The organism is Bacillus cereus (assembly GCF_025917685.1).
GTDB lineage: Bacteria > Bacillota > Bacilli > Bacillales > Bacillaceae_G > Bacillus_A > Bacillus_A cereus_AT.
In genome coordinates this window covers 1,694,584-1,718,199 of the sequence record NZ_CP089518.1, presented here as the reverse complement: position 1 = coordinate 1,718,199, position 23,616 = coordinate 1,694,584, and the positions used below count along the sequence as shown (strand labels likewise).

Here is a 23,616-nt window from a genome sequence, read left to right as displayed (position 1 = left end):
TCAAATCTTTTTTATTGCGCAATAAAACAATTTATATAATACTATATAAAACATATATATTTAGGAGGATTACAGCAATGTCCGAAAAAACATACGAACTCGCAACCTTCGCTGGTGGCTGCTTTTGGTGCATGGTAAAACCATTTGATGAGCTTCCTGGTATTCAAAAAGTCATTTCTGGTTATGCAGGAGGTCATATAGAAAATCCAACATATGAACAAGTAAAATCAGGGACATCTGGACATTTAGAAGTCGTCCAAATTACATTTGATCCTTCTATTTTCCCGTATCAAAAATTACTAGATTTATATTGGCCACAAATCGATCCGACTGATGATGGCGGACAATTTTTTGACCGTGGTCCCTCTTACCGCACAGCAATTTTTTATCATAATGAAACACAAAAAGAGCTTGCTGAAAAATCGAAGCAAACGCTAGCAGAAAGCGGTATGTTTAAAGATCCTATTGTGACTGAAATTCTTCCTGCTGCACCTTTTTATGAAGCAGAAGAGTACCACCAACATTTCTATAAAAAGAATCCAGAGAAATATGCTTTAGAGCGTAAAGAATCTGGCCGTGAAGACTTTATTCAAGAAAATTGGCAGAAAAAATAATAAAAACGCATCGTGCTCTTTTAAGTACGATGCGTTTTTATCTTTGAAAAAAGTACCATACAATTAAAAGAACAACTGCTGTTAATGTCCAAAGTGCTATTTCGTTTTTCACTCTATTCTTTTTATTAGTCATTTCCGCTCCTCCTAATAGGTGTTAAACATATTCAAGATTTCCTCTGTTTAATTGTCCACCTTATATACGTGAATACATCCTTACAAATTCTTATAACAAGACCACCAATAATTCCGATTGCAATTGAAATTACTAACGTCTGTCCAAAACTAAAAGTTTTTGTATATGTTATGTAGAAAACAATACACACAAGTAAAATATCTGGTAAAGAAAATAAAAGCTTTTTAAACAATCCTTCACCTCTCATGCTTTATTTATAAATTATATCTTCTACTTTAGCTTTAAAAAGTTCCATTTTGACACTCATTTTACGGAAAAAAATAAGAACCTCTTTTAAAAAGGGATTCTTATCTACATATCCTATTCCATAATTACTCCTAAAATAGAATAATATTACTAGTGATTTATTGTAAATTAACTATTTGCCAGGCAATCGGATGTTACACCAGCTACTTACGTCGCATTGACCGTATGTATTATCACCTACTGCTACCACCGTGCCGTCAGATGTAAGGCCGACGGTATGTGCACACCCCGCCGCTATCGCTACAATATCACTCCAATTGCTTACATTACATTGACCATACTCATTCGAACCCATTGCCACTACAGTACCATCTGATTTAAGAGCGACTGTATGCTTACTCCCTGCCGCTATTTCCACAATATCACGCCAGCTGCTTACATCACATTGACCATGTTTATTATTACCGACAGCCATCACCGTGCCATCCGATTTCAGACCCACAGTATGAAGATAACCTGCCGCCAACGCCACCATACCACGCCAGCCACTTACATTGCATTGGCCATATCGATTATTACCCACAGTCGTCACCGTTCCGTCCAATTTAAGACCGACTGTATGCCAGTCACCCACCGCGACCGCCACAATATCACACCAGCCACTTACATTACATTCTCCTTCTTTATTTCGGCCCACTGCTATCACCGTGCCATCCGCTTTAAGACCAATGGTACGGCGCCATCCCGCCGCAACCGATACAATATTATGCCAATCGTTTACATCACATTGGTCATGCTTATTCCAACCCACTGCTACCACAGTACTGTCACATTTAAGACCGATTGTATGAGCATTACCCGTGTTCGTCGCCATATGGACATTGCCCGCTGCGACCGATACAATATCACGCCAGCCACTTACATTACATTCTCCTTCTTTATTTCGGCCCACTGCTATCATCGTGCCATCCGATTTTAGGCCAACAGTATGACAACGCCCCGCTGCAATCGTATCTTTAGGCCACCGTTTCACTTTTAATACCACTTCTTTCGCTAAAATGGAATCCATGTTTTACCTCCTTGCATATAAGCGACTGTATCCAAATAGATATTTTTATCACATTTTATTATAAATGACCTAACTTTTTTTATAAATCTACATCTACAAAGGAGCCTATTACTTCTTCTTCAAAAAATAAAAACCTCCAGTTTAAATACTAGAGGTCTTCTATTTTATTTCTTTAGTCTCTCAATAAAATCCTGTAATTTATCAAGCGATTTCATATTATGATTGCAAGCTACACCATCTTTGCAAATATAGTTTCCCTTTTTAACAAAAGTTCCTTGTACATCACCTTTAATTTCAACTAAAAACATTCCTACTTCTTCATGCCCATGACATAATGAACAAATGCTTTTTTTATTTAAACTTTGAAATGTTCCTTGCAGACCAACAAACTTATTTTTATCATTTTTCGCTATAATAAATTTCCTGCTTGATCCCTTGTCAATCCAGCTTAAATAAGATAATTCTTTCATATCCAGTTCTTCCATATCAGGCAGTTTTAATTTTTTTGCTTTAGGGAATAGTTTTTTTAACGTTTGTGCTGTAACTTCCTGAAACGGAATTACATACGGATTTATTTTCATTAAAAATGATTCTGCATCTTCTCTATTTTTAACTGTTAATACCGTATCAATTAACTCTTTTTGTTCATCCGTTAAATTCTCAAATACATGTAGTATCTTTTCAATTGCAAGTGATTTTAACGCTTGAATTACTCCTCTATCATTTGCCGTCGCATGTCCATTTGCTAAAATATAAGCTTGTGACTTTATAAAATTATATTGATCACTTCTAATAAAAGCTTCCATCTTTATCACTCCATACAAATTGTTGATCTAATTTTATTGTATACAATGATTACGTTTTTTGATATGTAAAAGATAACTTAGAAAAGAATATTACATACATCGATTATTCTCTACCGCTGCATTTCCTGACAAAAGAAACCATCATCTGTTTTCCATTCTGCATATAATACATCCTCAAATTTAGTAATCCCTTTTTGTTTTATTTGTTTATAAAGCCATCCTTCATCAAAACCTGCTTCCCTCAAATTATCTTTCACTACTTTTCCATCACTAATTAATGAAATCGGTAAGTATACAGGCTTATTTTTTAAACTTAAATCATTTATAGTGGGAGATTCATATTTACTTTTTTTCAGAACACTTACGTTTCCGTTAGGTTCCAAAATCATAAACTCAACTTCCCGGATTGAAAAAATATCTTTTTGCTGCCGTAGCATTTGCTGTAATTGGTTTATGTCCAAATGATTTGAACTTAGTTGTTCCCGGTCAATATATCCATTACGGATAATGATTGACGGAGAGCCTTCAAAAAAACTTCTCGTCCCTCTAAATTTTTGCGTTATTACTTCTATAATATAAATTAACACTACCCATACAAGTACTGCATATAAAATAGACCATACTTTTATTTTCGGGTCATATATAGTATTTCCGACCAATTCTCCGAGAACAATAGCAGAAATAAAATCAAAAGGCGTTAACTGCGATATTTGTGTTTTCCCTAATATTTTTGTAGCAACCAATAGAACAAAAAAACCAAAAAATAGTTCTATCGTTATTTGTCCTAAATGATTCATATATGCTCACCTTTCTGCTTTCCACTCAAATGCTCTATATTCTAGTAAAAAAACGGCACATTTTTTCTATTATCTTGCCCATTCATACACAATATATCCGATACATACAAAGCAAAAAGAGTCTAGTTCAAAATAATATTTGAACTAGACTCTTTTATCTTCATTTAGAATACACTATCTTTTTAATCGTTTCTCCGGAAAGAAAATACTCTTCTGCAAGTTGATGAATAGCACTTCCGCTTTTAAATGCTTCTTTAATTGCTTTATTTCTTTCATCCAGCTGTTTTCTTCCTCCAGATCGTGTACCCCATTTATAATGTTTTGTTTCTTGTTTTGGAATGTAAATTGTTTCACCTTGTATATACTTTTGAATTTCCATAATTAAACTTTCTGGTAAAACCGTCGCAGCTTTAACGTATTTCATTTCTGCTCGCCCCTTATTTTTTATGGTTCATTTCAATAAGGTGCAAAGCCAAATATAAAAAATGATACGAGCTCATTTAGGCGATTGTATATTACTTGTCTACCTCACGCAAAGTATCGCCATTTCCATACTTGGCTTTGCATGAGACGCTGCAGTGTCCGGCAATTGAATTATAATCGCCATTTAAACACCTCCTAATGTACCTTTTTCAATTTATTATATGATAAATCTCTTCTCCTTGCATCTTCATACTTTTTAAAGATATTTTAGACTCATTATCTAAGAAGGGCTATTAGTTCGTAACGGTAAACGAACTGCAATAAAAAGGTAGCGTAATCATAGAGCGATGCGCTACCTCTCTTTTTATATAATTCCAAGTACATTTAGGAATACGATAATAATCGCAATTGGTGCAATATAGCGAAGTAAGAATAACCATAATACGAATAATTTATAGCCTTTATTTTTACTTACACCAAGCTCTTTCATTAATACATCTTTCTTCATTTTTAAAGGAACAAAGATGGAAACTAATAAAACACCAAGTGGCATTAGTATGTTACTAACCGCATAATCTGCTAAATCAAAAATTGTTTTTCCAAATGGTTTCACATCGCTTAACAAACCGAATGATAATGCTGATGGTACCCCAACAACGAAGATTAATAATCCAACGATTAAAGCCATTTTTTCACGTTTTCCTTTACCTTTTGCAGTTAAAGATGCAACGCTAATTTCTAACATCGAAATTGCTGATGTAATAGTAGCAAAGAAGAATAGTAATAAGAAAACAATGAAGAATAATTTTCCGAACGCCATTTTACTGAAAATAGCTGGTAATACAATAAATAATAGTCCAGGTCCTTGAGATGGTTCCATTCCAAATGCGAATACAACTGGGAAAATTGCTAGTCCTGCAAGTAATGTAATCACAAGCGTTAAAGCTACGATAGAAAATGCTGAACGCGGTAAACTTTCTTCTTTCGGTAAGTACGAGCTATACGTTACCATAACGGCTACACCGACAGATAGTGAGAAGAACGATTGCCCCATTGCATATAAAATGATTTCTGATGTTACGTTTGAGAAGTCAGGTTGTAAGAAGAAGCGAACGCCTTCTCCAGCACCGTCTAATGTAAGTGCACGAACGATTAATACAAAGAATAAAACGAATAGTGCTGGCATGAAATATTTATTTACTTTTTCAACACCATTTTGTACGCCTTTACTTACGATGAAAATAGTAATAAGGATGAATAATAGCTGTGATCCAACTGCTAAATATGGATTGGAAATGATTTCACCAAACGTAGCTTCGTATGCCCCATTTCCTTCCCATAGTCTACCTGTAATTGCATTCCATAAATATAGTAAAATCCATCCCCCTACAACACTGTAGAAAGAAAGTAATATGAAACAAGTTACAATCCCTAATTTACCTAACCAAGGCCATAGTGTTTTTGGTGCGATTTCGCTATACGCATCAACAGCCTCTTTTTGTGTACTTCTTCCGATAACGAATTCAGCTAATAATAGCGGTAAACCAATTAATAATGTGAAACCGATGAAAATAAGGAAGAACGCGCCGCCCCCTCCAATTCCGGCCATATACGGGAACTTCCAAATCGCTCCAAGACCAATCGCTGAACCTGCTGCAGCTAATACGAAACCTAATTTCGACGTCCATTGCTGTGAATTCATTTGTTAATCTCCTCTCTTTATCTTTTTCTGTTTTACAATCCGGTATTTATATTGTTCTATCCATACTCTTTTCTAATACGTTCACTTCCTCCCTAACAATAAAAAACGCCCCTACGTAAATACGTAGGGACGACAAAAATATCGCGGTACCACCCTAGTTATGAAGATACAACAAAAGTAAGACCTAAATAAAAAACGTCCCTACGCAAATACGTAGGGACGATAAAATATCGCGGTACCACCCTAGTTATGAAGCCACACCAAAGTTAGGACCTAAATAAAAAACGTCCCTACGTAAATACGTAGGGACGATAAATATCGCGGTACCACCCTAGTTGTGAAACAATCTTCACCACTTTATTTGATAACGGTATAAACTACCGTCTTTCATTTCCTCAAAATATGAGATTTATGAAAGATGCTCCAGGACGAACTTCATGAATAATCTATATACTGATTCACACCAACCATCAGCTCTCTGAAATAGGGAGATTTTCACTACTATACCCTTTCATTGCCCAAATATTATTTTCCGAATTGATTACTATCATTTTTATCACACATTAAAAATAGTGTCAACTTATATTTTGAATTTTTATGTATTACATTCTATTCAAAAATTCAAAATATGACTTTTGTATGAATAGTATTAGAACATTTATGGTTTATACTGTATTAACTTCTCTAGCAGGTTTATAGTAGTATACGATGAATGCAAGACAGCACGAGTAGGAGGAAAGAATTTTGTCTACTTCAAAAGTTTTAAAAGGCACTGCTTTATTAAGTGGTGCAACAATGATTTCACGAATTTTAGGTTTTATATACTTCTTCCCCTTTCAATTATTAGTTGGAACGCAAGGGGTCGCTTTATACGGATATGCATACTCTTGGTACGGTATTTTATTAAGCTTTTCAACAGCTGGTATTCCTATTGCCGTCTCCAAATTTGTTGCAAAACATAATGCACTTGGTGATTATAGTACAAGTAAAAAATTATACAACTCTAGCGTAAAATTGATGTTGTTTATGGGCTTTTTAGGATTTTTAATTTTATTTATTGGAGCACCGTACATATCACAATTTATTATTCGCTCGAAAACGCCCGATCCACAATTTATCGCCGACGTAACACTTACAATGCGAGCATTAAGTTTCGCGCTTATTATCGTACCAGCTATGAGTGTTACACGCGGTTATTTCCAAGGTTTTCAACATATGAAACCAAGTGCTGTTTCTCAGGTTGTGGAACAAATCGCACGCGTTGTCTTCATTTTAGTTGGTAGTTTTATCGTCTCAAAACTATTAGGGGGTTCAGTAGCTTCTTCTGTTGCAGTTGCTACGTTTGGTGCTGTTATCGGGGCACTTGCCAGCGTCTCTATTTTAATGCTGTACTGGAAAAAATATAACGGATTAAAGCCTCCCGAAGGTGAATTAAAGTCAAGGGCATCCGATATTCCATTAAAAAATATTTATATGGAATTACTTAGATATGCAATCCCAATTGTATTTGTCGGTATTGCAATTCCGCTCTATACGTTAGTAGATCAATATACTGTAGCTGATGTCCTTAGAGCAATGGGAGAGCCTTTAGAAACCGCTAATGCAGTCTTCGCTTATATAACGAACTATGCCCAAAAGTTAATTATGATTCCAGCTTCACTTGCAACTGGATTCTCATTAACAATTATTCCAGCTATAACGAAATCATTTACAAGTGGGAAACTAGAAGAATTACAAGAACAAATTTCAAAGATATTCCAAGTGTTGTTATTCTTCACTATCCCAGCCGCATTCGGTTTAGCTAGTATCGCTTACGATGCATTCCGCATGGTTTATGTAAATCCTGAAATTGCACTTGGTGGATCACAATATTTAATTTCATTTGCACCTTCTGCTGTATTAAGTGCGATTTTCACAGTTTCAGCTGCTATATTACAAGGAATTGATTATCAAAGAAAAACAATGATTGCATTCTCAGTCGGTATTCTCGTTAAAATTGTGGTGAACACACCGCTCTTACATTTATTCGGTGGGCATGGTGCTGTAATTGGAACAATTCTTGGATATCTCGTTTCAAATATTATTATGCTGTACTGCATCGTTAAGTTTGCGAAATTCAAAATTGGTGAAACAGCAAAAACAGTATTTCTAATTACGATTTACTCCGCAGCAATGTCTGCTGTTGTAATTGCATTAAGATCAATTATAAGCTGGATTATTCCTGGACAATCTTATATAGAATCACTGATCATTGTGTTTATATGCGCCGCAGCAGGAGGACTTGTTTATCTTTTATTCGTACTAACGAGTGGACTTGCTTCGCATATTCTCGGTGATAGGGTTCAACGATTACCCGTACTAGGAAAATTAGTAAAATAAAAAAAGAAGAGATGTAACTCGTTGTTACATCTCTTCTTTTTCACTTTGCATATTGAATACGCTTTTGTTGTTCAGCAACATTTAATTCTGGAACATATTGTTCTACTAAATGTAATACCTCTTCAATTAACACTTCTAACTCCTGTACACTATACTCCGGTTCCCCTATTAACGTATTCGCCATACGCTCATATAGATTTTCAGGTTTAATACTCATTCGTTCCACATTATATGGCATCCATTTAAATGCAGGATGATGCACGTACATTCTATTCAAACCGAATAAAACACCGAATAAATCCCTTTGCGCTTCACAAATGACATCATATAGCATAAGCCAATCTTTCCGTTTCAAAAGTGCCTCTCGATTATGCCAACGATTGCTTAACCAAAGGTTTTCTGAAATCATCCTTTTCGCCAGTTCTTCTGGAAATGCTTCAACTTTATCTTTTAGAGCATGTACTTTTACTTCTCCATACAAACTCACACCATCATGAACCGATGATACAATACATTGTTTCTCATAATTTATATCATACTGCTCTATAACTTCTGAAATAATTTTTTCTACTGTCAATGTTAAAAAGTTACTAATCTCTAGCTTAATTCCGTCTTTCGTCAAATACGTTTCCGACCATTCTTCATCCTCATAGGGATGATATGACAAAATCGTTCCACCAATATTATTAATTGGACCTAGACGCTCTTCATCCTCTGGTGGTTCTGACCATAAAATATGTAATTCAATATCTGAATGTTCATCTTCTAACTTTCTCGCTACAGATCCTGCTAAAATAATAGCTTCAACTTTCTGGTTTTGCCTATAAATCTCCGACATCTCTATCGCTTTCTCTTTTAATCCCATTGCATTTCCCCCTAAAACCGCAGTACTCCCCTTACTTTTCATTTATCTATTTCGATATTAAACATTATATTACCTTTTCAAATTTCCACTAAATCATATTTCTACCCAATAACGCTGAACAATTTCGCCAGAATTAGAAGAAACTACTTCATTTTCTAGCACACCGCCAACCTTTTGAATCGTTTTAGCCGAAGCAATATTAGCTTTATCACAAGTTATTAACACTTTCTTCAACCCTAACTTTTGCGCTTCACTTAATGCAAGTTTCAATTGTTTTGTCGCGTAACCTAGGCGACGTTTATTCGGATCGATACTATAACCGATATGACCGCTTTCCAGTAATAATTCTGGATTTAATCGATGTCTAATATTCACAAAACCAATAAGTTCTCCTTTCTCAATACTTAAAAACTGACTAGACGGCACTCGGTTAGATGGTAAGCTTTCTCCTACTTCTTGTATACTCACTTTTGCAAACCATTTATCAAGAGAAGCAAAATTTTGTAGAGAACTACTACCGTGTGGTTGTTCACCGGCATGTAAAAATGCCTCCCGATATTCCATAATTTGTTCACTATATTCATTTGTTGGTTTTAATAGTTTCATTGTGCTTCCCCTCTCTTAATAACCTACAACAAACCCCTTAATAGCTCTATTTCACCATTAAGGGGTTTCTATCATTTTTATTCAAATAATCCCATACTCAAATAACGCTCACCTGTATCAGGTGCAATACATAAAACTTTTTTACCAGCGCCTAAGCGTTTTGCAATCATAATTGCTGCGTAAACAGAAGCTCCTGAAGACGGCCCTACTAATAAACCTTCTTGTCTTGCTAAGTTTCTCATTGTCGTTAATGCCTCTTCATCTGCAATTTGAATAATTTCGTTATACACTTCTGTATTTAAGTTTTTCGGAATAAAACCAGGACTTGTTCCTACTAGTTTATGAGGGCCTGGAACACCGCCAGATAACACTGGGGATCCTTTCGGTTCTACTACTGCAATGTATAAGTTTGGTAGTTTCTCTTTTAACGTTTCACCGATCCCTGTAATTGTTCCACCCGTTCCCGCCGTTGCTACAAATGCATCAAGCTCTCCATCCATTTGTTCATAAATTTCAAGTGCAGTCGTATAACGATGTATATTCGGATTTGCTGGATTTTCAAATTGCTGCGGAATAAAACTATTTGGAATTTCTTTTTGTAACTCTACCGCCTTCGCAATTGCTCCTGGCATTCTTTGTTCAGCTGGTGTTAAAACTACTTCTGCTCCGTATGCTTTCAATAAATTAATACGCTCTTTGGACATATTATTTGGCATAATTAAAATCGCTTTATATCCTTTAGCAGCTGCATTCATCGCTAAGCCAATTCCCGTATTTCCACTTGTCGGTTCAATAATTGTATCACCTGGCTTAATGAGACCGTGTTCCTCGGCAATATGAATTAAGTTATAGGCAGCACGATCTTTCACACTGCGTGACGGATTAAACATTTCCAGTTTTACATACACATCCGCTGCGTCCTCTGGAATAAATTTAGATAATCGGACGACAGGTGTATCTCCTATTAATTCTGTAACGTTTTCACATAATTTCATAGTGCATCCCCTATTCTATCGTTTTCTTATCATTTGGCAGTAACCATGAAGTAAGTCCAATTAATGGTAAACCACTACATAATAGCATAATAAATTGAAGGCTATACATATCAGCTAATTTTCCAAGGACTACAGCACCTAATGCTCCAAGACCAAACGCAAGGCCAACAATCAATCCTGATACCATCCCTACTTTTCCAGGAACAAGCTCTTGTGCATATACAACAATTACACTAAAACTACTTGAACTAATAAAACCAATACATAAAAATAATGGTACAACCCACACGAGTGAAACGTGAGGTAGTAAAAGTGCAAGCGGCGCTGAACCGAGCATTGAAAATACAATTATCTTTTTCTTACCGAATTTATCTGCTAACGGGCCACCAAAGAAAGTACCTAATACACCAGCAATCATAAATGCGAATACGAAATACTGGGCATTTTTTATAGATAAACCGTAATGCTCAATTAAGTAAAATTGATAAAAATTCCCGATACCAGCACCGTACCAAGAACGTACAAATGTTAGAAAAACAAGAAGTATAATAACAAATTTAATATGTGTACTTACAATTGCATTTTCCGCCTCAAGTGCAGCCCTCTTTTTCCTTCTAACAGCACCAGTGGCTAATTCATTTCTATACCAATTTGATACAAAAATTAGTAATACAATTCCTACTGCTGCAAAGGCTGTAAAACCTAAAGAGCCTATTTGACCGAGCGGAACGAAAATTAATGCTGTAAAAATAGGGGCTAGAGAATTCCCTGTGTTTCCTCCCACTTGATAAATCGCTTGTGCTAAACCACGTTTGGCACCTGCCGCCATATAAGCAACGCGGGCACCTTCAGGATGAAAGACCGCGGAACCTAATCCAATAAATAAAACAGAAATAATAACAATAATAAAGTTCGGAGCAAACGCCAGCCCAATCATCCCAAGCATGCTCGAAAACATACCGAGCGGTAATAAAAATGGTGACGGCTTCTTATCTGAATACATACCAAAAACCGGCTGCATAATCGATGACGTCATATTTAACGCGAACGCAATCCACCCTACTTGCATATAAGATAAATTCATCGTTTTTTCCAAAATAGGAAACAACGCTGGTACAACCGCTTGCATCGAATCATTCAAAAAATGTCCGAAACTAATCGCAAATAATATTCGATATATCGTCGGTGTTTCCACTGTACTTTTTTGTGAAACTGCCTGCATATATGAATCTCCCCTTTCTGTACAAAATATATATTTATTACAGTAGGTGTAATAAATTCTGATTTTTGAAACATTTCTATTCTATACTGGTTTCGTTTCTTTTTCCAGAAATTCAACTTCTAAAAAAATATATTTTTTCTATATGCTTTGTCGGATTTATTTATATGAACTCTCTGTATTTTCTTTTATACTGGGACAGGACGAAGGAAAGGGGTCCAACTATGAAGAACAAGGCGATCCTAAAAAAATATTAGGATCGCCTTTTCTATTAAATAGCAAAGCGCTTATACTTCTCGTAATCACTCGTCTTACATTCTAGTTCCATTTTCGTACCTTCGTTTTCATAACTCGTAGATAAAACGTGTGCATGATTGTTGAAATAAGAAACTACCTGTCCTTGATCATATGGAATTAACATTTCACACTTCGTATACTCTTTATAAATGTGTGAGCGAACCATTTCTACAAGCTCTTCAATTCCAACATGTTTCTTCGCAGATAAATAAACGCGATCTTCTTGCACTTTCGGAATTTCAACATCTACTATATCTGATTTGTTGTATGCATAAATCGTCGGGATATTTTCCACGCCAATTTTCTTTAACGTTTCATTTGTAATATCAATTAATTGCTCATAATTAGGATTTGAGTAATCTACGACGTGAATGAGTAAATCTGCTTCCGCCACTTCCTCTAGCGTTGAACGGAATGCTTTCACAAGATGATGCGGTAATTTACTTACAAATCCAACAGTATCCGTTAATAAAAATGATTTATTATCCGGCAAATCAATATTTCGTACAGATGTCTCTAATGTCGCAAATAACATATCTTTTTCAAATACTTGTTTTTCTACAGTACCATTAAAAATTTCAAGCATTGTATTCATTATTGTTGATTTACCTGCATTCGTATATCCTACTAATGACACAACTGGAATTTCATTTTTCTTACGTTGTTTACGCTGCGTTTGACGCTGTGCAACAAGTGCCTCTAATTCTTTATTTAGAGCTGCAATCTGTTCTTCAATTTTACGACGGTCTAATTCCAACTTCTTCTCACCGACACCTTTATTTTTCGTGCCAACTCCCCCGCTCTGTCTTCCTAACGATTCACGAAGACCGATTAAACGAGGCATCATGTACTGAAGATGGGCCACTTCTACTTGCAACTGTGCTTCTTTCGTTTTCGCACGCTGCGCAAAAATATCTAAAATTAAAATGGTACGATCAATTACTTTACAATCTAAATCCTCTTCTAAGTTTCGAATTTGAGAAGGAGATAATTCATCATTAAAGATAACCATATTCGCATCGGCTTCTTTCACATACGCTGCTACCTCTTCAATCTTTCCTTTTCCAATATAATGCGACGGATTTACTCGTTGTAAATTTTGCGTCACTTGACCGATTACTTCCACATCACAAGCTTCCGTAAGATTCGCTAACTCTTCCATCGAATACGCAAAATCAGCTTCATTACCTAAATTTACTCCAACTAATATTGCTCTTTGTAATAATTCTTCCATATATTTATTCCTCCATTTCGATTACGCAAAATAAAAAACACAGGTCACTGCCTGTGTTTTCGTAAACGGATAAGGGTTCACCAAAGAAATAGAAGAAAGCAGTGCTTTCGTCCTATAACATGGTCAAAAAGTCCCAAGATAGTATACGTATCCAACAAGTGTTCACCTATACTATCCCATTCTATTTATAAAGGCAAAACAAAAAGAGGGCGTATTCGTCCCTCCCTCTTTTTCACATATAAGCTTAATAAAGGGTTCCTTTAAAATAGGCAGACCAATCCCGTTCACTCTGTACACAGACAGAGCCTTTGAGCGCTATTCAATTATCGGCACAAAGTATTGAGACGTAATCTGATTAAGATCAAAGGAAGCCCCTCCGTTCATTTTAAGTTACATAAAGTGTAGCATAAGTAATTCACTTTCACAAGATTAAACCACCTATAAAAATAGAAAGAAAATCTTTGTATTTTTACTTTAATCGTCATTTTTTGCGCATTCTTCTCACAATAAAAATAACAACAGCAATTATCAATAACAGACCTATAGAAATGATAGCCACTTGCCACCAACTTAAACTGCTTATCATTTCACCTTTTAAATCCACTTTCTTCGTCGGAACAGACTCTTTTGCAATATGACTTAAAGTATTTTTCTCAATCTCTGCCTCATCTAATCTCTTCGTTCCACTGCAAATAGATGTCTCTAACTTTTCCTCTCCTCTATAAGAAGAAAAGACTAGATACTCTCCTCCCTCTGCAAAATGAAATGCACAGCTACTAAAACTTGTATATATAATAGCTTGCGAAGAGCTTGTCCCTTTCCAAATTTTCTTCACTTCAAATAATGTTTTCATTTCTCCATCTTTCTCTTGAACTTCTAACACCTTACCTTCAAACACTACATCATTTTTTTGTAACCTCTCTTCTGGTGATGCTTTAGTACAATCACAAGCATAAGACTTCTCTGGTAAAATAAAATAAGTAAAGCTACAAATTAAAACAAGAGACAATACATATACGATTCTTTTCAAGAATCTCAAACCCCTTCACATTATCAATTTTAGAAGCTTTCCGTATATTATTTTTACGTCATTCGCCAAATTCCTCCATAGTGAATTAAACATTATCGTTTCAATACAATAAAAGTCTTTATTGACATTTTTATAACCTGATATTAGTATCAGGTTATAAAAATAAGTTAGGAGATGTTCCTATGAATTCTAAATCTCGTATTACTGCAATCGGTACTTATGTTCCAAAGCAAATATTGTCTAATAACGATTTAGAAAAGATGGTCCATACGAATGATGAATGGATTGTGCAAAGAACAGGAATGAAGGAAAGAAGAATCGCTAGTGAAGAAGAATACTCTTCTCACTTAGCCATTAAAGCAATTGAAAATTTATGTAAAACATATAAGAAAAGCTTAGAAGATGTCGACTGTATCATTGTCGCTACCACTACTGCTGACTTTGTTTTCCCTAGTGTTGCTTGCCAAATACAACAATACTTCGACATACCTCATACACTAGCTTTTGATTTAAATGCGACTTGCGCTGGTTTCACATACGGACTGCACGTCGGTAATGGCTTAATCACTTCTGGTTCACATCAAAAAGTACTTGTCATAGCGACAGAGACATTATCTAAAGTTACTGATTACACCGATAGAACGACCTGTATTTTGTTCGGTGATGGTGCTGGAGCTATTTTATTAGAAAGAGATGAAAACAAACCAAGCTTTATCGCTACTCACATGGGAACAAACGGTGACGGCGGCATTAATCTATACAGAACAAACTTATCTACTACTATGAATGGCACACCACTGCAAACAAATGAAAAAATTGTTCAAAACGGAAGAGAAGTATATAAATGGGCAACACGCACAGTGCCAGCAGGTATAAAAAATTTATTACATACCGCAAATATGCAAATAGATGATATAGACTGGTTCATCCCACATAGTGTTAACTTACGAATGATTGAATCTATTTGTGAGAAAACCGAAATTCCAATTCAAAAAACTTTAACAAGTGTAAAATACATGGGGAATACATCATCAGCCTCCATTCCACTCGCTCTAGATTTAGCTAGAAAAGAAGGAAAATTAACTAATGGAGACACACTTTTGCTGTATGGATTTGGTGGTGGTCTTACGCATTTAGGGCTTATTGTGGAGTGGGATTTAAGTTAAGTATATAAAGAGAGGTTCTAGTCAGTAACTAGAACCTCTCTTTACTTTAATTTCTTGCCCCTTTTCGAGACCATATCACAACAGGGATTAGCGATAATGCTAACACTCCTCCCGCTAATGATAATGCGGCATAACTGGAGTTAGCTACTACCATTCCTGACATCGCTCCACCTGAAGCTCCGGCTAACGCAATAAAAACATCTATTTTCCCTTGTGTTTTAGCACGTGTAGAAGGAGTTGTGGAGTCAACGATTTGTGCTGTACCACTAATCAATCCGAGGTTCCATCCTAATCCAAGTAAAGAAAGAGCAACAATTAATAATAGTAAAGAATCACTCGGTGCTATCGCAGCTATGACACCCGCTGCAAGTAAAATCATCCCACCAGCTATACTCATCGTAGTACGGCCAATTTTATCAATTAACATTCCTGTAACAAGTGATGGAAGGTACATTGCACCTACATGAAAACCAATTACAAGCCCTACTGCACTTAATCCATGACCGTGGTGTCCCATATGAACTGGCGTCATCGTCATAATCGCAACCATCACTATTTGAGTAAGTATCATAACAATTGCTCCAACAGTAACACCACGCTTATTTTCTATCATTTCTTCTGTTACTGGTCGCCCTTTATATGTATGTTCTTGTTTATATGTTTCTATTATGTTAGCAATAATTAACGGATCTGGACGAAGCATAACAAATAGGACAAGACCCGCTAGTATAAATGCAGCTGCCGATAATATGAACGGACCAGCAAGTTCAGGAATTCCAATTGAATGAGCAAACCTTCCCATTACACCTACTAAATTTGGACCTGCAACTGCACCAAAAGTCGTCATTACCATCGTAATACTAATAGCAGTTGCTCGCTGCTTCTTATTCGCTAAATCCGTTCCAGCATAACGCGCTTGTAAATTTGTAGCTGTACCTGAACCATATATGAGTAAAGAGACTAGTAATAGAATAATATTATTTGTTAAAGCAGCTAATACAACTCCAATAGCCCCTAGTCCCCCTACTATAAACCCTGTTGCAAGTCCTATTCGGCGACCATATTTTTGCGATAACTTCCCAACGAAGAAAGCCGCTACTGCAGATCCCATTGTAAACATAGCAGCCGGTAATCCTGCATATGCATCTGTTCCAAGCATTTGCTGCGCAAGAAGTGCACCTACTGTAATTCCAGCAGCTAATCCCGCTCCGCCGAACATTTGTGAAATACTTACGATTAGTAACGTTCGTTTATATAATTTTTGTTGCTCTTCTTCTGTATACATATGGTTATTTACTGAAGTTTCCGCCTTACCTAGCATTTTCTCACCCTCCTTTTAAAATTAATTCCTTTTGTTAATGTACTATAATTATTGTTTCATATTCAATGACAATTGTATTCGTTATTTGAACGACACTCTCATTGATTCATCTAATATAAATACATTCTAACTAAAAAAAGCTGTCCCATAGTTTAGTTTCACCTACTTACGGGACAGCTCCTTCTCATGTTTCATACCTACCTCTAATAATGACAAAATCTCTCTATGCTATTTACCCCCTACATCTTGCACAGATTTAATTTCCTTTTTCTCACCTTCTTTTATTTCATAGTAATAAGAAGGTAATTCTATACCATGCTCTACGAAATAATCCTCAATTAACGAAATAATTACTTTCAATGTTTTTAAACGAGCGTATAATTTATCATTACTCGCAATAATATTCCATTTAGCATTCGGCTTATCTGTTTCTTCAAACATGTCTTCCACTGCTTCGACATATTCATCCCATTTTTCACGATTACGCCAGTCTTCATCTGTAATTTTCCATCTTTTAAGAGGGTTGTTCTCTCTCTCTTTAAATCGTTTCAACTGTTCGTCTTTACTAATGTGATAGAAAAACTTTCCTATTATGTAATGATCATCTGTTAATAACTTCTCAAAATCATTAATTTCACCATACGCCCTCGTCCACTCTTCCTTTGTGGCGAACTCTTCAACACGTTCAACTAATACACGACCATACCATGAACGGTCGAATATAGTAATTTGCCCATATTGAGGAAGTTTCCGCCAAAAACGTTGCAAATAATGATACCGTTTTTCATGGGGAGCAGGCGCTCCGATTGGATTTACTTGGAATCCGCGTGGATCAAGATGTTCAGTCACTCGCTTAATCGCTCCGCCTTTACCTGCCGCATCCCAACCTTCCATAACGAGCATAACGGCTATTTTCTCTTCTTTTAAAATTTGCTGTAGTGCTAATAAACGCATTTGATATTTTTCGAGTTTCTTATTGTACTTAGATTTCGAATCAATTCTTTTCGTTAAATCTACTTTAGCAAGATGTCCATTTTCCATAAAACAAATCCCCCTTGTTGTATGACAATATTATTTTAACATATACTTGGTAATTTTTTCATATTACAAAAAACTGTGTAGAAAATCTCTACACAGCTTCCTTCTCTAATTGCACGTCTACTTCAATATTCTCTTTTTTATTTTTCACAGCTTTTATAAAGAATATAGCAGTTAAAATAACTGTAATAACCGCACCTACTATATACGCTGTATTTAGTGGAATATTAAAACCAATCTTCGCATTTAAAATATAAACGACTGTCATGAGCGTCATAAATATTGCCGGAATCAAAGCTACAATATACGGTTTTCCTTTAATAAATAAATACATCGTTCCAATCCATAGTGCAATTGCCGCAGTTGATTGGTTAGCCCAAGAGAAATATCTCCATAATAGTGAAAAATCAATCTTCGTCAAGCCATATGCAATAACAAACAATGGAATCGCAATGATTAAACGGTTTTTTAATTTTGTTTGATTGAAATTGAAATAGTCCGCAATTATAGAACGTGCCGCACGGAATGCTGTATCTCCAGATGTAATTGGCAATACAATGACCCCAATAACAGCTATTGTGCCACCAACAGCACCTAACATCGTCTTCGAAATCTCACTTACAACCGCAGCTGGTGTACCCGATTTAATTAACTCATTTAATTCACCGTAAGAGAAAATACTCATCGCCGCAGCTGCCCAGATCATCGCAATTATCGCTTCTGCAATCATCATACCGAAAAATACATAACGGCCATGTTTCTCCGTTTGAAGTGTACGTGAGATAATTGGTGATTGTGTTGCGTGGAATCCTGATAAGGCACCACACGTAATCGTCAACATTAATAATGGGAAAATAGGTGCATTGTCTGGATGCATATTTTCAAACGTTAACTCTGGAATCGGAGAGCCTTTTATTATCATCATTCCACCTATACCAATAGCACTTATTAACAATAAGGCACCTAATAGTGGATAAATTTTTCCGATAATTTTATCAATCGGTAAGATTGTAGATAAAATATAATATATGAAAATTACAGATAAGATAATAGTTATTGACACTTTTCCTTGCAATACGATATCAAGTAATGATGCTGGCGTTGTTATAAATACAGTTCCTACTAATACTAAAAGTAATAGTGAAAAAATATTTACAATATGTCTCATTGCATTCCCTAAAAATTTCCCTGCTAATTCAGGAATATGCGCCCCTTTATTTCGTATAGAAATCATCCCTGTAAGATAATCGTGAACGGCTCCTGCAAAAATCGCCCCTATCACAATCCAAACAAATGCAACTGGACCATATAAAGCACCTAAGATTGGCCCGAATATAGGACCAGTACCTGCAATATTAAGTAATTGAATCATAGAATTCTTTCGCCTATCCATAGGTACATAGTCTACTCCATCTCGATTCACATATGCCGGTGTTTTTCTTGTATAATTTACTCCAAATATCTTTTCAATAAACTTTCCGTATGTAAAATAACCGATTATCAATACGACGATTGACACTAAAAATGTAATCACTTCTATCCCCTCCCCTTCAAAAAGCATTTTCTTAGACCTATATAAGGAAACGCTTTCAAATTATTCTAGCATATTTCACTATATTAAATAAACAATTTATACAGAATTTTTAGTATATTCTTTTTATAAGACAAAAAACAGCCTCTCTTATTTACAATATCGCCTTACATTATATGGTATATTTTTTCACAAAGAGAAGATAATAACAAATAAATCCATTAAAGAATGGGAGCTCTCTAAAATGAAACGCAAAATAATAACTCTCTTTACGCTTATATGTTTAGCACTACCAATGCAAGCTAGCGCATACACATTTCAATCACTACCAATTGCGTCAAAGTCTACACAGTGGTATATCGAAATTGACAAATCTCATAACTCAAACAAGCAAGCGGCGCAACCAAAACACGGTGTATATGATACGTATAGTTTATTCGTAAAAAACATCGGTAATGATGCCTCAAATGTATCAGTGGAAATACTTGATAACACACCTACATCTAAAGCTACTTTTAATCCTACTACAATAAATAACAACGTTTCAAAAAGTCATACAAGCTTTGACTACATGGTATTCCCATTAGACTTTAATAGCCATAATTTCAAAGTCGTTATTACTTGGGAAGAAAAGAATTTCTCTTACAACGGTCATCCAGTTAATGAGGGTAAAAAAATGAAACAAACATTTGTGTTTAATGAAGAATAAGCCCTAATTGGATTAGGGCTTACTCTTTATTTACAAAACCAGATTGAATTGCTTCTGTCACTTCTTTTGCAATTTCCACTGTCGTTGCTTCCATACAAAGTTTTTTATACCAAATATGTACGGATGATTTTTTATTAGAAAGGTGCTTCATTAAAATCAATCGACTATATGCCATTTCACTTCCTATAGGCGTAGCAATATACACAGTAAAATTCCTTACTTCAAATACCTTTTCTCCCAAAACGTATTTACATCCCGACTTATCTACTACTAAATCATTTAGGCTTTCTATTGTCATATACCATATCCCCCTTTTAGCCTACATAATCAATCGAACCGCCGAATACTTGGTACAGACAATGCCATCCCAATTGTTATGAGTACTAAAATAGCTAGCATTATAATTGTTATCTTGCCACCTATTACAGTAGCTAACCAACCTACAATCACATATCCTAATGGCAATAAAGCAAATGAACCTAACATATCAAGACTTGCCACTCTTCCAAATGCTTCTTCTGGTACAAGCTCTTGTAAACTTGTTTCCCAAATGAGCCCAAATATCATAATACCGAATCCTTCCATTGCCATTAAAGCTATTAAAGCAGGTGCCCCAGAAACGAAAGGCATAATTAATAGTGCTATTCCACTTATTAACACACCACCATATGCAAGTAATCCCCTCTTACGCCACTGCTGCCTCCCACCGAAAATTAGTGCTGCAATTACAGCTCCAGCACCAGAAGAAGCCATACCCAATCCATATACGTAAGCATCAAAATGGTGATGAACATTAAACAACCATGGAATTAACACAACGATAATTCCTGCATAACAAATATTTATGAAAGAAAAGACTAAAATTGTAATCCATAGCCACGGGTGGCTTTTTAAAACTAAAACACCTTCCATAAACTCTTGTTTGTAATCGATCTTACTCTTTTCAATGGTTTTTACCTTTTTGAACTTTATTTCTCTTAAAAATAATAAACATAAAAATGATAGCAAATACGTTACTGCATCCAGTCCAAATCCTATTCCGGCAGATGCAACTGAAACGATCAATCCTCCAAGAGCCGGTCCAATTAGTCGTATACCTTGATTACTCATTTGCGTTAATGCATTAGCTGCATTTCGAATTTCCGGTACAAATACTTTCGCTCTTACAGCCGCATACGCCGGCTGAAATATCCCTTCCATAAGTCCATATAATGCTACGAGTACATATAGAAGTGGAATTGTTAAAACGCCCATAAATATCAGTGTTGCAAGTAATAGCATTAATATGCAGCGAATTATATCTGTAAATAACATTAATTTCACCCGATCAATTCGATCCACGACTAATCCAGCAAACGGTAACGCAAGAATATTAGGAAGCATGTACATTGCCATAGTTATTCCCATTACAACTGTTGAACCAGTTAATGAATACACAACGACTGGCAAAATAACCATCGTTATCGAACTACCTAAAGTCGAAAGTAATTGCCCAATCCATAAAAACTTAAAGTGTGGTGACACTTTAATTGGCAATAACAATTTACCGACATAACTTAAATTTTTCTCTGTTGGTATTTCTCCTTGCATATCTCTCTCCTCTTTTCAAATTAAGTTAATATCTGAGATTGAACACAGAAAATTCAATCTTTAACACCTTTAATTATATATGAAACTGTTAAATTATTGGTAAAAATACAAAAAAGAAAATCATAATGAATCTACAAATATCACGTGTTGAATATAAATAAAAAAGGTGTTTTCATATATGAAAACACCTTTTTTATTTATAATTTTAAATTCTTCTTCAATGTCCAATATTTTTCTGGCGCATTTTCAAGTGAGAATTCTACCCAGCCATTTGGATCTTCACGATATACATTTACTTTTGTACCATTTTCTAATTTTCCAACTTCATTTTGTGTAACGTTTGGTACACTCTTTATTGGATTGTTAAACGGGAATGGAACTTGATAGTAAGATCCTACTGATTGAACAGTAGCTTTCGCATCTTTTGCGTAATCTTTATATGGAATTGTTTCGCCTAATGCATCTACATTTAATGTATTAGGGTTTTTCGGTAATCGTTTTACATTTTGATAATCTTTGTTATTGAAAGGCTTAATACGTTCCATAATATTAGCAATTTTGCCAGCCCATTCTTTATCAGTTGAATACATTACATTCATCGCAGGTAATGTGTAACCTTTGAAATACTTAGCACCTTGTTCTAAGTAATTCTTCCTCACATAATCAGCATTGTATGAAATACTTAATCCATAAGATGGTAAATATTTTGCATGTGCGAATGGGTCCCAATCATACGCTCGTAGTCCAAATAAATTATGTTTACGATATGCAATTTCTGATTTCCCGTATCCAGACTCTAAGATTGCATGTGCTGCTAAATATAAAGAGTTCACGCCATACTCGTTTTGCGCTTTAATAAAGTCTTGTCCAACTCCAACAAGCGGACTATCGGGATGATATCTTTTAATATAATTATCAATCTCTTGAGCTGTTACATTAGAAGGTAATGTTACATCTAAATCGATATATGAGGCCATGGCATTAAATAAAAATTGCGCATATTCTTCACGTGTTAAAACACTAGTTGGATTAAATGCACCTGAGCCATTACCTGCAGCAACGCCGTTAGACTCTAATGCACTAATCGCATCATTTGCCCAATGATTTTTAGGAACATCATTAAATGTATGATTAGCTATTACTTTTAGTTTAAAGGCTCTCTGTAAAATTACAGCCATTTCCGCACGAGTTAAAGATTCTTTCGGTCTAAATGTTCCTTTACCATCACCTACGAAAATCCCCATATCTGTTAAAGCTAAAATTTCTTTTTGGAACATTGTTGTCCCTTCGCTAATATCAGAGTATGGATTTTTATATTCGCTTTTCGCTTCTGGTTTTAATGTACGATATATTAATGCGGCTACTTGCTCACGATTTACAACATCCCCGAATCCAAACTTACCATTATCATATCCTGCAATAATTTCTTTTGACGTTAAATTAGTAATTGCTTTATATGACCAATGATCTTTCGGAACGTCTGGAAATTCCTTTTCAGCTGCAAATGAAGTTGCTGGAGCCATCACTACTTGAAGTGCGACTGTCACTGCTAACACATTAGAAATACTTTTTTTCATATTTTTTAACACGTTATGTATATGCTTGTCCCGTGTTAACTTGCCTCCCTTTTTAATAAAATTTTCCCTATTAAACTAACAAACTTTTAATTCAATTAATTAGTCAACAGTAAAAGTATACGTGATAAAAATAAACTAATCTACCATTATTTTATTTATAATCAGCATAATACGATATATCTTTTTATCTCGATACAAAATTATATAAGTCCATATAAAAAGCCCATCTCTATATAGACGATGGGCTTAGCAAACGATGTTTTTTTATT

The 23,616-nt window shown here is 35.3% G+C and carries 22 protein-coding genes and 1 other annotated feature; of the genes, 4 read left to right on the top strand and 18 right to left on the bottom strand.

The window, feature by feature from the left end; all coding sequences use genetic code 11:
- The first annotated feature begins 77 nt into the window (after positions 1-77).
- Complete coding sequence (gene msrA, locus LUS72_RS08970) at positions 78-614, top strand: peptide-methionine (S)-S-oxide reductase MsrA (RefSeq protein WP_097831526.1); 537 nt, start codon at positions 78-80, stop codon at positions 612-614.
- A 164-nt stretch (positions 615-778) separates the two neighbouring features.
- Here msrA and LUS72_RS08965 read toward each other — a convergent pair whose 3' ends face one another.
- The 6 genes from LUS72_RS08965 to LUS72_RS08940 all read right to left on the bottom strand — a co-directional run bounded on the left by LUS72_RS08965 (position 779) and on the right by LUS72_RS08940 (position 5,790).
- A complete protein-coding gene (locus LUS72_RS08965) occupies positions 779-979 on the bottom strand; it encodes a hypothetical protein (protein WP_097831528.1) in 201 nt (66 codons plus the stop codon).
- A 186-nt stretch (positions 980-1,165) separates the two neighbouring features.
- A complete protein-coding gene (locus LUS72_RS08960; protein ID WP_097831529.1) occupies positions 1,166-2,062 on the bottom strand; it encodes an RCC1 domain-containing protein in 897 nt (298 codons plus the stop codon).
- 164 nt (positions 2,063-2,226) lie between these two features.
- Positions 2,227-2,868 (bottom strand): FusB/FusC family EF-G-binding protein, encoded by a 642-nt coding sequence (locus LUS72_RS08955; protein WP_097831530.1) that lies wholly within the window; start codon positions 2,866-2,868, stop codon positions 2,227-2,229.
- Between the two features lie 110 nt (positions 2,869-2,978).
- Positions 2,979-3,665: a DUF421 domain-containing protein gene (locus LUS72_RS08950; RefSeq protein ID WP_097831531.1), complete on the bottom strand. Its 687-nt coding sequence runs from the start codon at positions 3,663-3,665 to the stop codon at positions 2,979-2,981.
- Between the two features lie 160 nt (positions 3,666-3,825).
- Positions 3,826-4,089, bottom strand: a complete 264-nt coding sequence (locus LUS72_RS08945) for a CD3324 family protein (RefSeq protein WP_097831532.1) — start codon at positions 4,087-4,089, stop codon at positions 3,826-3,828.
- 363 nt (positions 4,090-4,452) lie between these two features.
- Positions 4,453-5,790 carry a sodium-dependent transporter gene (locus LUS72_RS08940; protein WP_016094308.1) on the bottom strand — a complete coding sequence of 446 codons (1,338 nt, stop codon included), beginning with the start codon at positions 5,788-5,790 and terminating at the stop codon, positions 4,453-4,455.
- Positions 5,791-6,091: 301 nt separating this feature from the next.
- Positions 6,092-6,314, bottom strand: a binding site (T-box leader).
- A 220-nt stretch (positions 6,315-6,534) separates the two neighbouring features.
- Between LUS72_RS08940 and LUS72_RS08935 the strand changes: the two genes are divergently transcribed.
- Positions 6,535-8,169, top strand: coding sequence for a putative polysaccharide biosynthesis protein (locus tag LUS72_RS08935; protein WP_097831533.1), 1,635 nt, complete (start codon positions 6,535-6,537; stop codon positions 8,167-8,169).
- A gap of 40 nt (positions 8,170-8,209) precedes the next feature.
- On the opposite strand, the gene LUS72_RS08930 is transcribed toward LUS72_RS08935, so the two are convergent.
- The 6 genes from LUS72_RS08930 to LUS72_RS08905 form a co-directional block, all read right to left on the bottom strand.
- A complete protein-coding gene (locus tag LUS72_RS08930; protein ID WP_097831534.1) occupies positions 8,210-9,034 on the bottom strand; it encodes a DUF4037 domain-containing protein in 825 nt (274 codons plus the stop codon).
- Between the two features lie 93 nt (positions 9,035-9,127).
- Positions 9,128-9,640, bottom strand: coding sequence for a GNAT family N-acetyltransferase (locus tag LUS72_RS08925; protein WP_097831535.1), 513 nt, complete (start codon positions 9,638-9,640; stop codon positions 9,128-9,130).
- A gap of 77 nt (positions 9,641-9,717) precedes the next feature.
- Positions 9,718-10,635: a cysteine synthase A gene (cysK, locus tag LUS72_RS08920; RefSeq protein ID WP_097831536.1), complete on the bottom strand. Its 918-nt coding sequence runs from the start codon at positions 10,633-10,635 to the stop codon at positions 9,718-9,720.
- Between the two features lie 10 nt (positions 10,636-10,645).
- Positions 10,646-11,857 (bottom strand): MFS transporter, encoded by a 1,212-nt coding sequence (locus tag LUS72_RS08915; RefSeq protein ID WP_097831537.1) that lies wholly within the window; start codon positions 11,855-11,857, stop codon positions 10,646-10,648.
- Between the two features lie 268 nt (positions 11,858-12,125).
- Positions 12,126-13,385 (bottom strand): GTPase HflX, encoded by a 1,260-nt coding sequence (hflX, locus tag LUS72_RS08910; RefSeq protein WP_071770040.1) that lies wholly within the window; start codon positions 13,383-13,385, stop codon positions 12,126-12,128.
- Positions 13,386-13,866: 481 nt separating this feature from the next.
- Entirely contained in the window at positions 13,867-14,415 is a 549-nt protein-coding gene (locus LUS72_RS08905) for a cobalamin biosynthesis protein CbiN (RefSeq protein WP_141533452.1), read from the bottom strand.
- A 182-nt stretch (positions 14,416-14,597) separates the two neighbouring features.
- Between LUS72_RS08905 and LUS72_RS08900 the strand changes: the two genes are divergently transcribed.
- Positions 14,598-15,581 carry a ketoacyl-ACP synthase III gene (locus tag LUS72_RS08900; protein ID WP_097831539.1) on the top strand — a complete coding sequence of 328 codons (984 nt, stop codon included), beginning with the start codon at positions 14,598-14,600 and terminating at the stop codon, positions 15,579-15,581.
- Between the two features lie 46 nt (positions 15,582-15,627).
- Here the strand turns inward: LUS72_RS08900 and LUS72_RS08895 are convergent, their stop codons facing one another.
- The 3 genes from LUS72_RS08895 to LUS72_RS08885 all read right to left on the bottom strand — a co-directional run bounded on the left by LUS72_RS08895 (position 15,628) and on the right by LUS72_RS08885 (position 19,474).
- Positions 15,628-16,902 (bottom strand): MFS transporter, encoded by a 1,275-nt coding sequence (locus LUS72_RS08895; RefSeq protein WP_097831540.1) that lies wholly within the window; start codon positions 16,900-16,902, stop codon positions 15,628-15,630.
- 228 nt (positions 16,903-17,130) lie between these two features.
- Complete coding sequence (locus LUS72_RS08890) at positions 17,131-17,943, bottom strand: polyphosphate kinase 2 family protein (protein WP_097831541.1); 813 nt, start codon at positions 17,941-17,943, stop codon at positions 17,131-17,133.
- An 88-nt stretch (positions 17,944-18,031) separates the two neighbouring features.
- Positions 18,032-19,474: a carbon starvation CstA family protein gene (locus LUS72_RS08885; RefSeq protein ID WP_097831542.1), complete on the bottom strand. Its 1,443-nt coding sequence runs from the start codon at positions 19,472-19,474 to the stop codon at positions 18,032-18,034.
- A 241-nt stretch (positions 19,475-19,715) separates the two neighbouring features.
- Here LUS72_RS08885 and LUS72_RS08880 point away from each other — a divergent pair, with 241 nt between their 5' ends.
- Entirely contained in the window at positions 19,716-20,180 is a 465-nt protein-coding gene (locus LUS72_RS08880) for a hypothetical protein (RefSeq protein WP_098361797.1), read from the top strand.
- A gap of 19 nt (positions 20,181-20,199) precedes the next feature.
- On the opposite strand, the gene LUS72_RS08875 is transcribed toward LUS72_RS08880, so the two are convergent.
- The 3 genes from LUS72_RS08875 to LUS72_RS08865 all read right to left on the bottom strand — a co-directional run bounded on the left by LUS72_RS08875 (position 20,200) and on the right by LUS72_RS08865 (position 23,347).
- Positions 20,200-20,478 carry a hypothetical protein gene (locus tag LUS72_RS08875; protein WP_097831544.1) on the bottom strand — a complete coding sequence of 93 codons (279 nt, stop codon included), beginning with the start codon at positions 20,476-20,478 and terminating at the stop codon, positions 20,200-20,202.
- Between the two features lie 29 nt (positions 20,479-20,507).
- On the bottom strand, positions 20,508-21,770 hold the full coding sequence (locus LUS72_RS08870; protein WP_097831545.1) for an MFS transporter: 1,263 nt from the start codon (positions 21,768-21,770) through the stop codon (positions 20,508-20,510).
- A 197-nt stretch (positions 21,771-21,967) separates the two neighbouring features.
- The gene (locus tag LUS72_RS08865) at positions 21,968-23,347 is read right to left on the bottom strand and encodes an S-layer homology domain-containing protein (RefSeq protein WP_097831844.1); all 1,380 of its coding nucleotides are present in this window, start codon (positions 23,345-23,347) and stop codon (positions 21,968-21,970) included.
- Positions 23,348-23,616: the final 269 nt, after the last annotated feature.

Excerpts from the sequence above, each read along its gene's own strand:
- LUS72_RS08945 (WP_097831532.1), bottom strand. The coding sequence starts at position 4,089 with ATGAAATACGTTAAAGCTGCGACGGTTTTACCAGAAAGTTTAATTATG.
- LUS72_RS08915 (WP_097831537.1), bottom strand. The coding sequence starts at position 11,857 with ATGCAGGCAGTTTCACAAAAAAGTACAGTGGAAACACCGACGATATAT.
- LUS72_RS08865 (WP_097831844.1), bottom strand. The coding sequence starts at position 23,347 with ATGAAAAAAAGTATTTCTAATGTGTTAGCAGTGACAGTCGCACTTCAA.
- hflX (WP_071770040.1), bottom strand. The coding sequence starts at position 13,385 with ATGGAAGAATTATTACAAAGAGCAATATTAGTTGGAGTAAATTTAGGT.
- LUS72_RS08890 (WP_097831541.1), bottom strand. The coding sequence starts at position 17,943 with ATGGAAAATGGACATCTTGCTAAAGTAGATTTAACGAAAAGAATTGAT.
- LUS72_RS08960 (WP_097831529.1), bottom strand. The coding sequence starts at position 2,062 with ATGGATTCCATTTTAGCGAAAGAAGTGGTATTAAAAGTGAAACGGTGG.
- LUS72_RS08880 (WP_098361797.1), top strand. The coding sequence starts at position 19,716 with ATGAAACGCAAAATAATAACTCTCTTTACGCTTATATGTTTAGCACTA.
- LUS72_RS08940 (WP_016094308.1), bottom strand. The coding sequence starts at position 5,790 with ATGAATTCACAGCAATGGACGTCGAAATTAGGTTTCGTATTAGCTGCA.
- cysK (WP_097831536.1), bottom strand. The coding sequence starts at position 10,635 with ATGAAATTATGTGAAAACGTTACAGAATTAATAGGAGATACACCTGTC.
- LUS72_RS08930 (WP_097831534.1), bottom strand. The coding sequence starts at position 9,034 with ATGGGATTAAAAGAGAAAGCGATAGAGATGTCGGAGATTTATAGGCAA.
- LUS72_RS08925 (WP_097831535.1), bottom strand. The coding sequence starts at position 9,640 with ATGAAACTATTAAAACCAACAAATGAATATAGTGAACAAATTATGGAA.
- LUS72_RS08875 (WP_097831544.1), bottom strand. The coding sequence starts at position 20,478 with ATGACAATAGAAAGCCTAAATGATTTAGTAGTAGATAAGTCGGGATGT.
- LUS72_RS08900 (WP_097831539.1), top strand. The coding sequence starts at position 14,598 with ATGAATTCTAAATCTCGTATTACTGCAATCGGTACTTATGTTCCAAAG.
- LUS72_RS08950 (WP_097831531.1), bottom strand. The coding sequence starts at position 3,665 with ATGAATCATTTAGGACAAATAACGATAGAACTATTTTTTGGTTTTTTT.
- LUS72_RS08870 (WP_097831545.1), bottom strand. The coding sequence starts at position 21,770 with ATGCAAGGAGAAATACCAACAGAGAAAAATTTAAGTTATGTCGGTAAA.
- msrA (WP_097831526.1), top strand. The coding sequence starts at position 78 with ATGTCCGAAAAAACATACGAACTCGCAACCTTCGCTGGTGGCTGCTTT.
- LUS72_RS08955 (WP_097831530.1), bottom strand. The coding sequence starts at position 2,868 with ATGGAAGCTTTTATTAGAAGTGATCAATATAATTTTATAAAGTCACAA.
- LUS72_RS08895 (WP_097831540.1), bottom strand. The coding sequence starts at position 16,902 with ATGCTAGGTAAGGCGGAAACTTCAGTAAATAACCATATGTATACAGAA.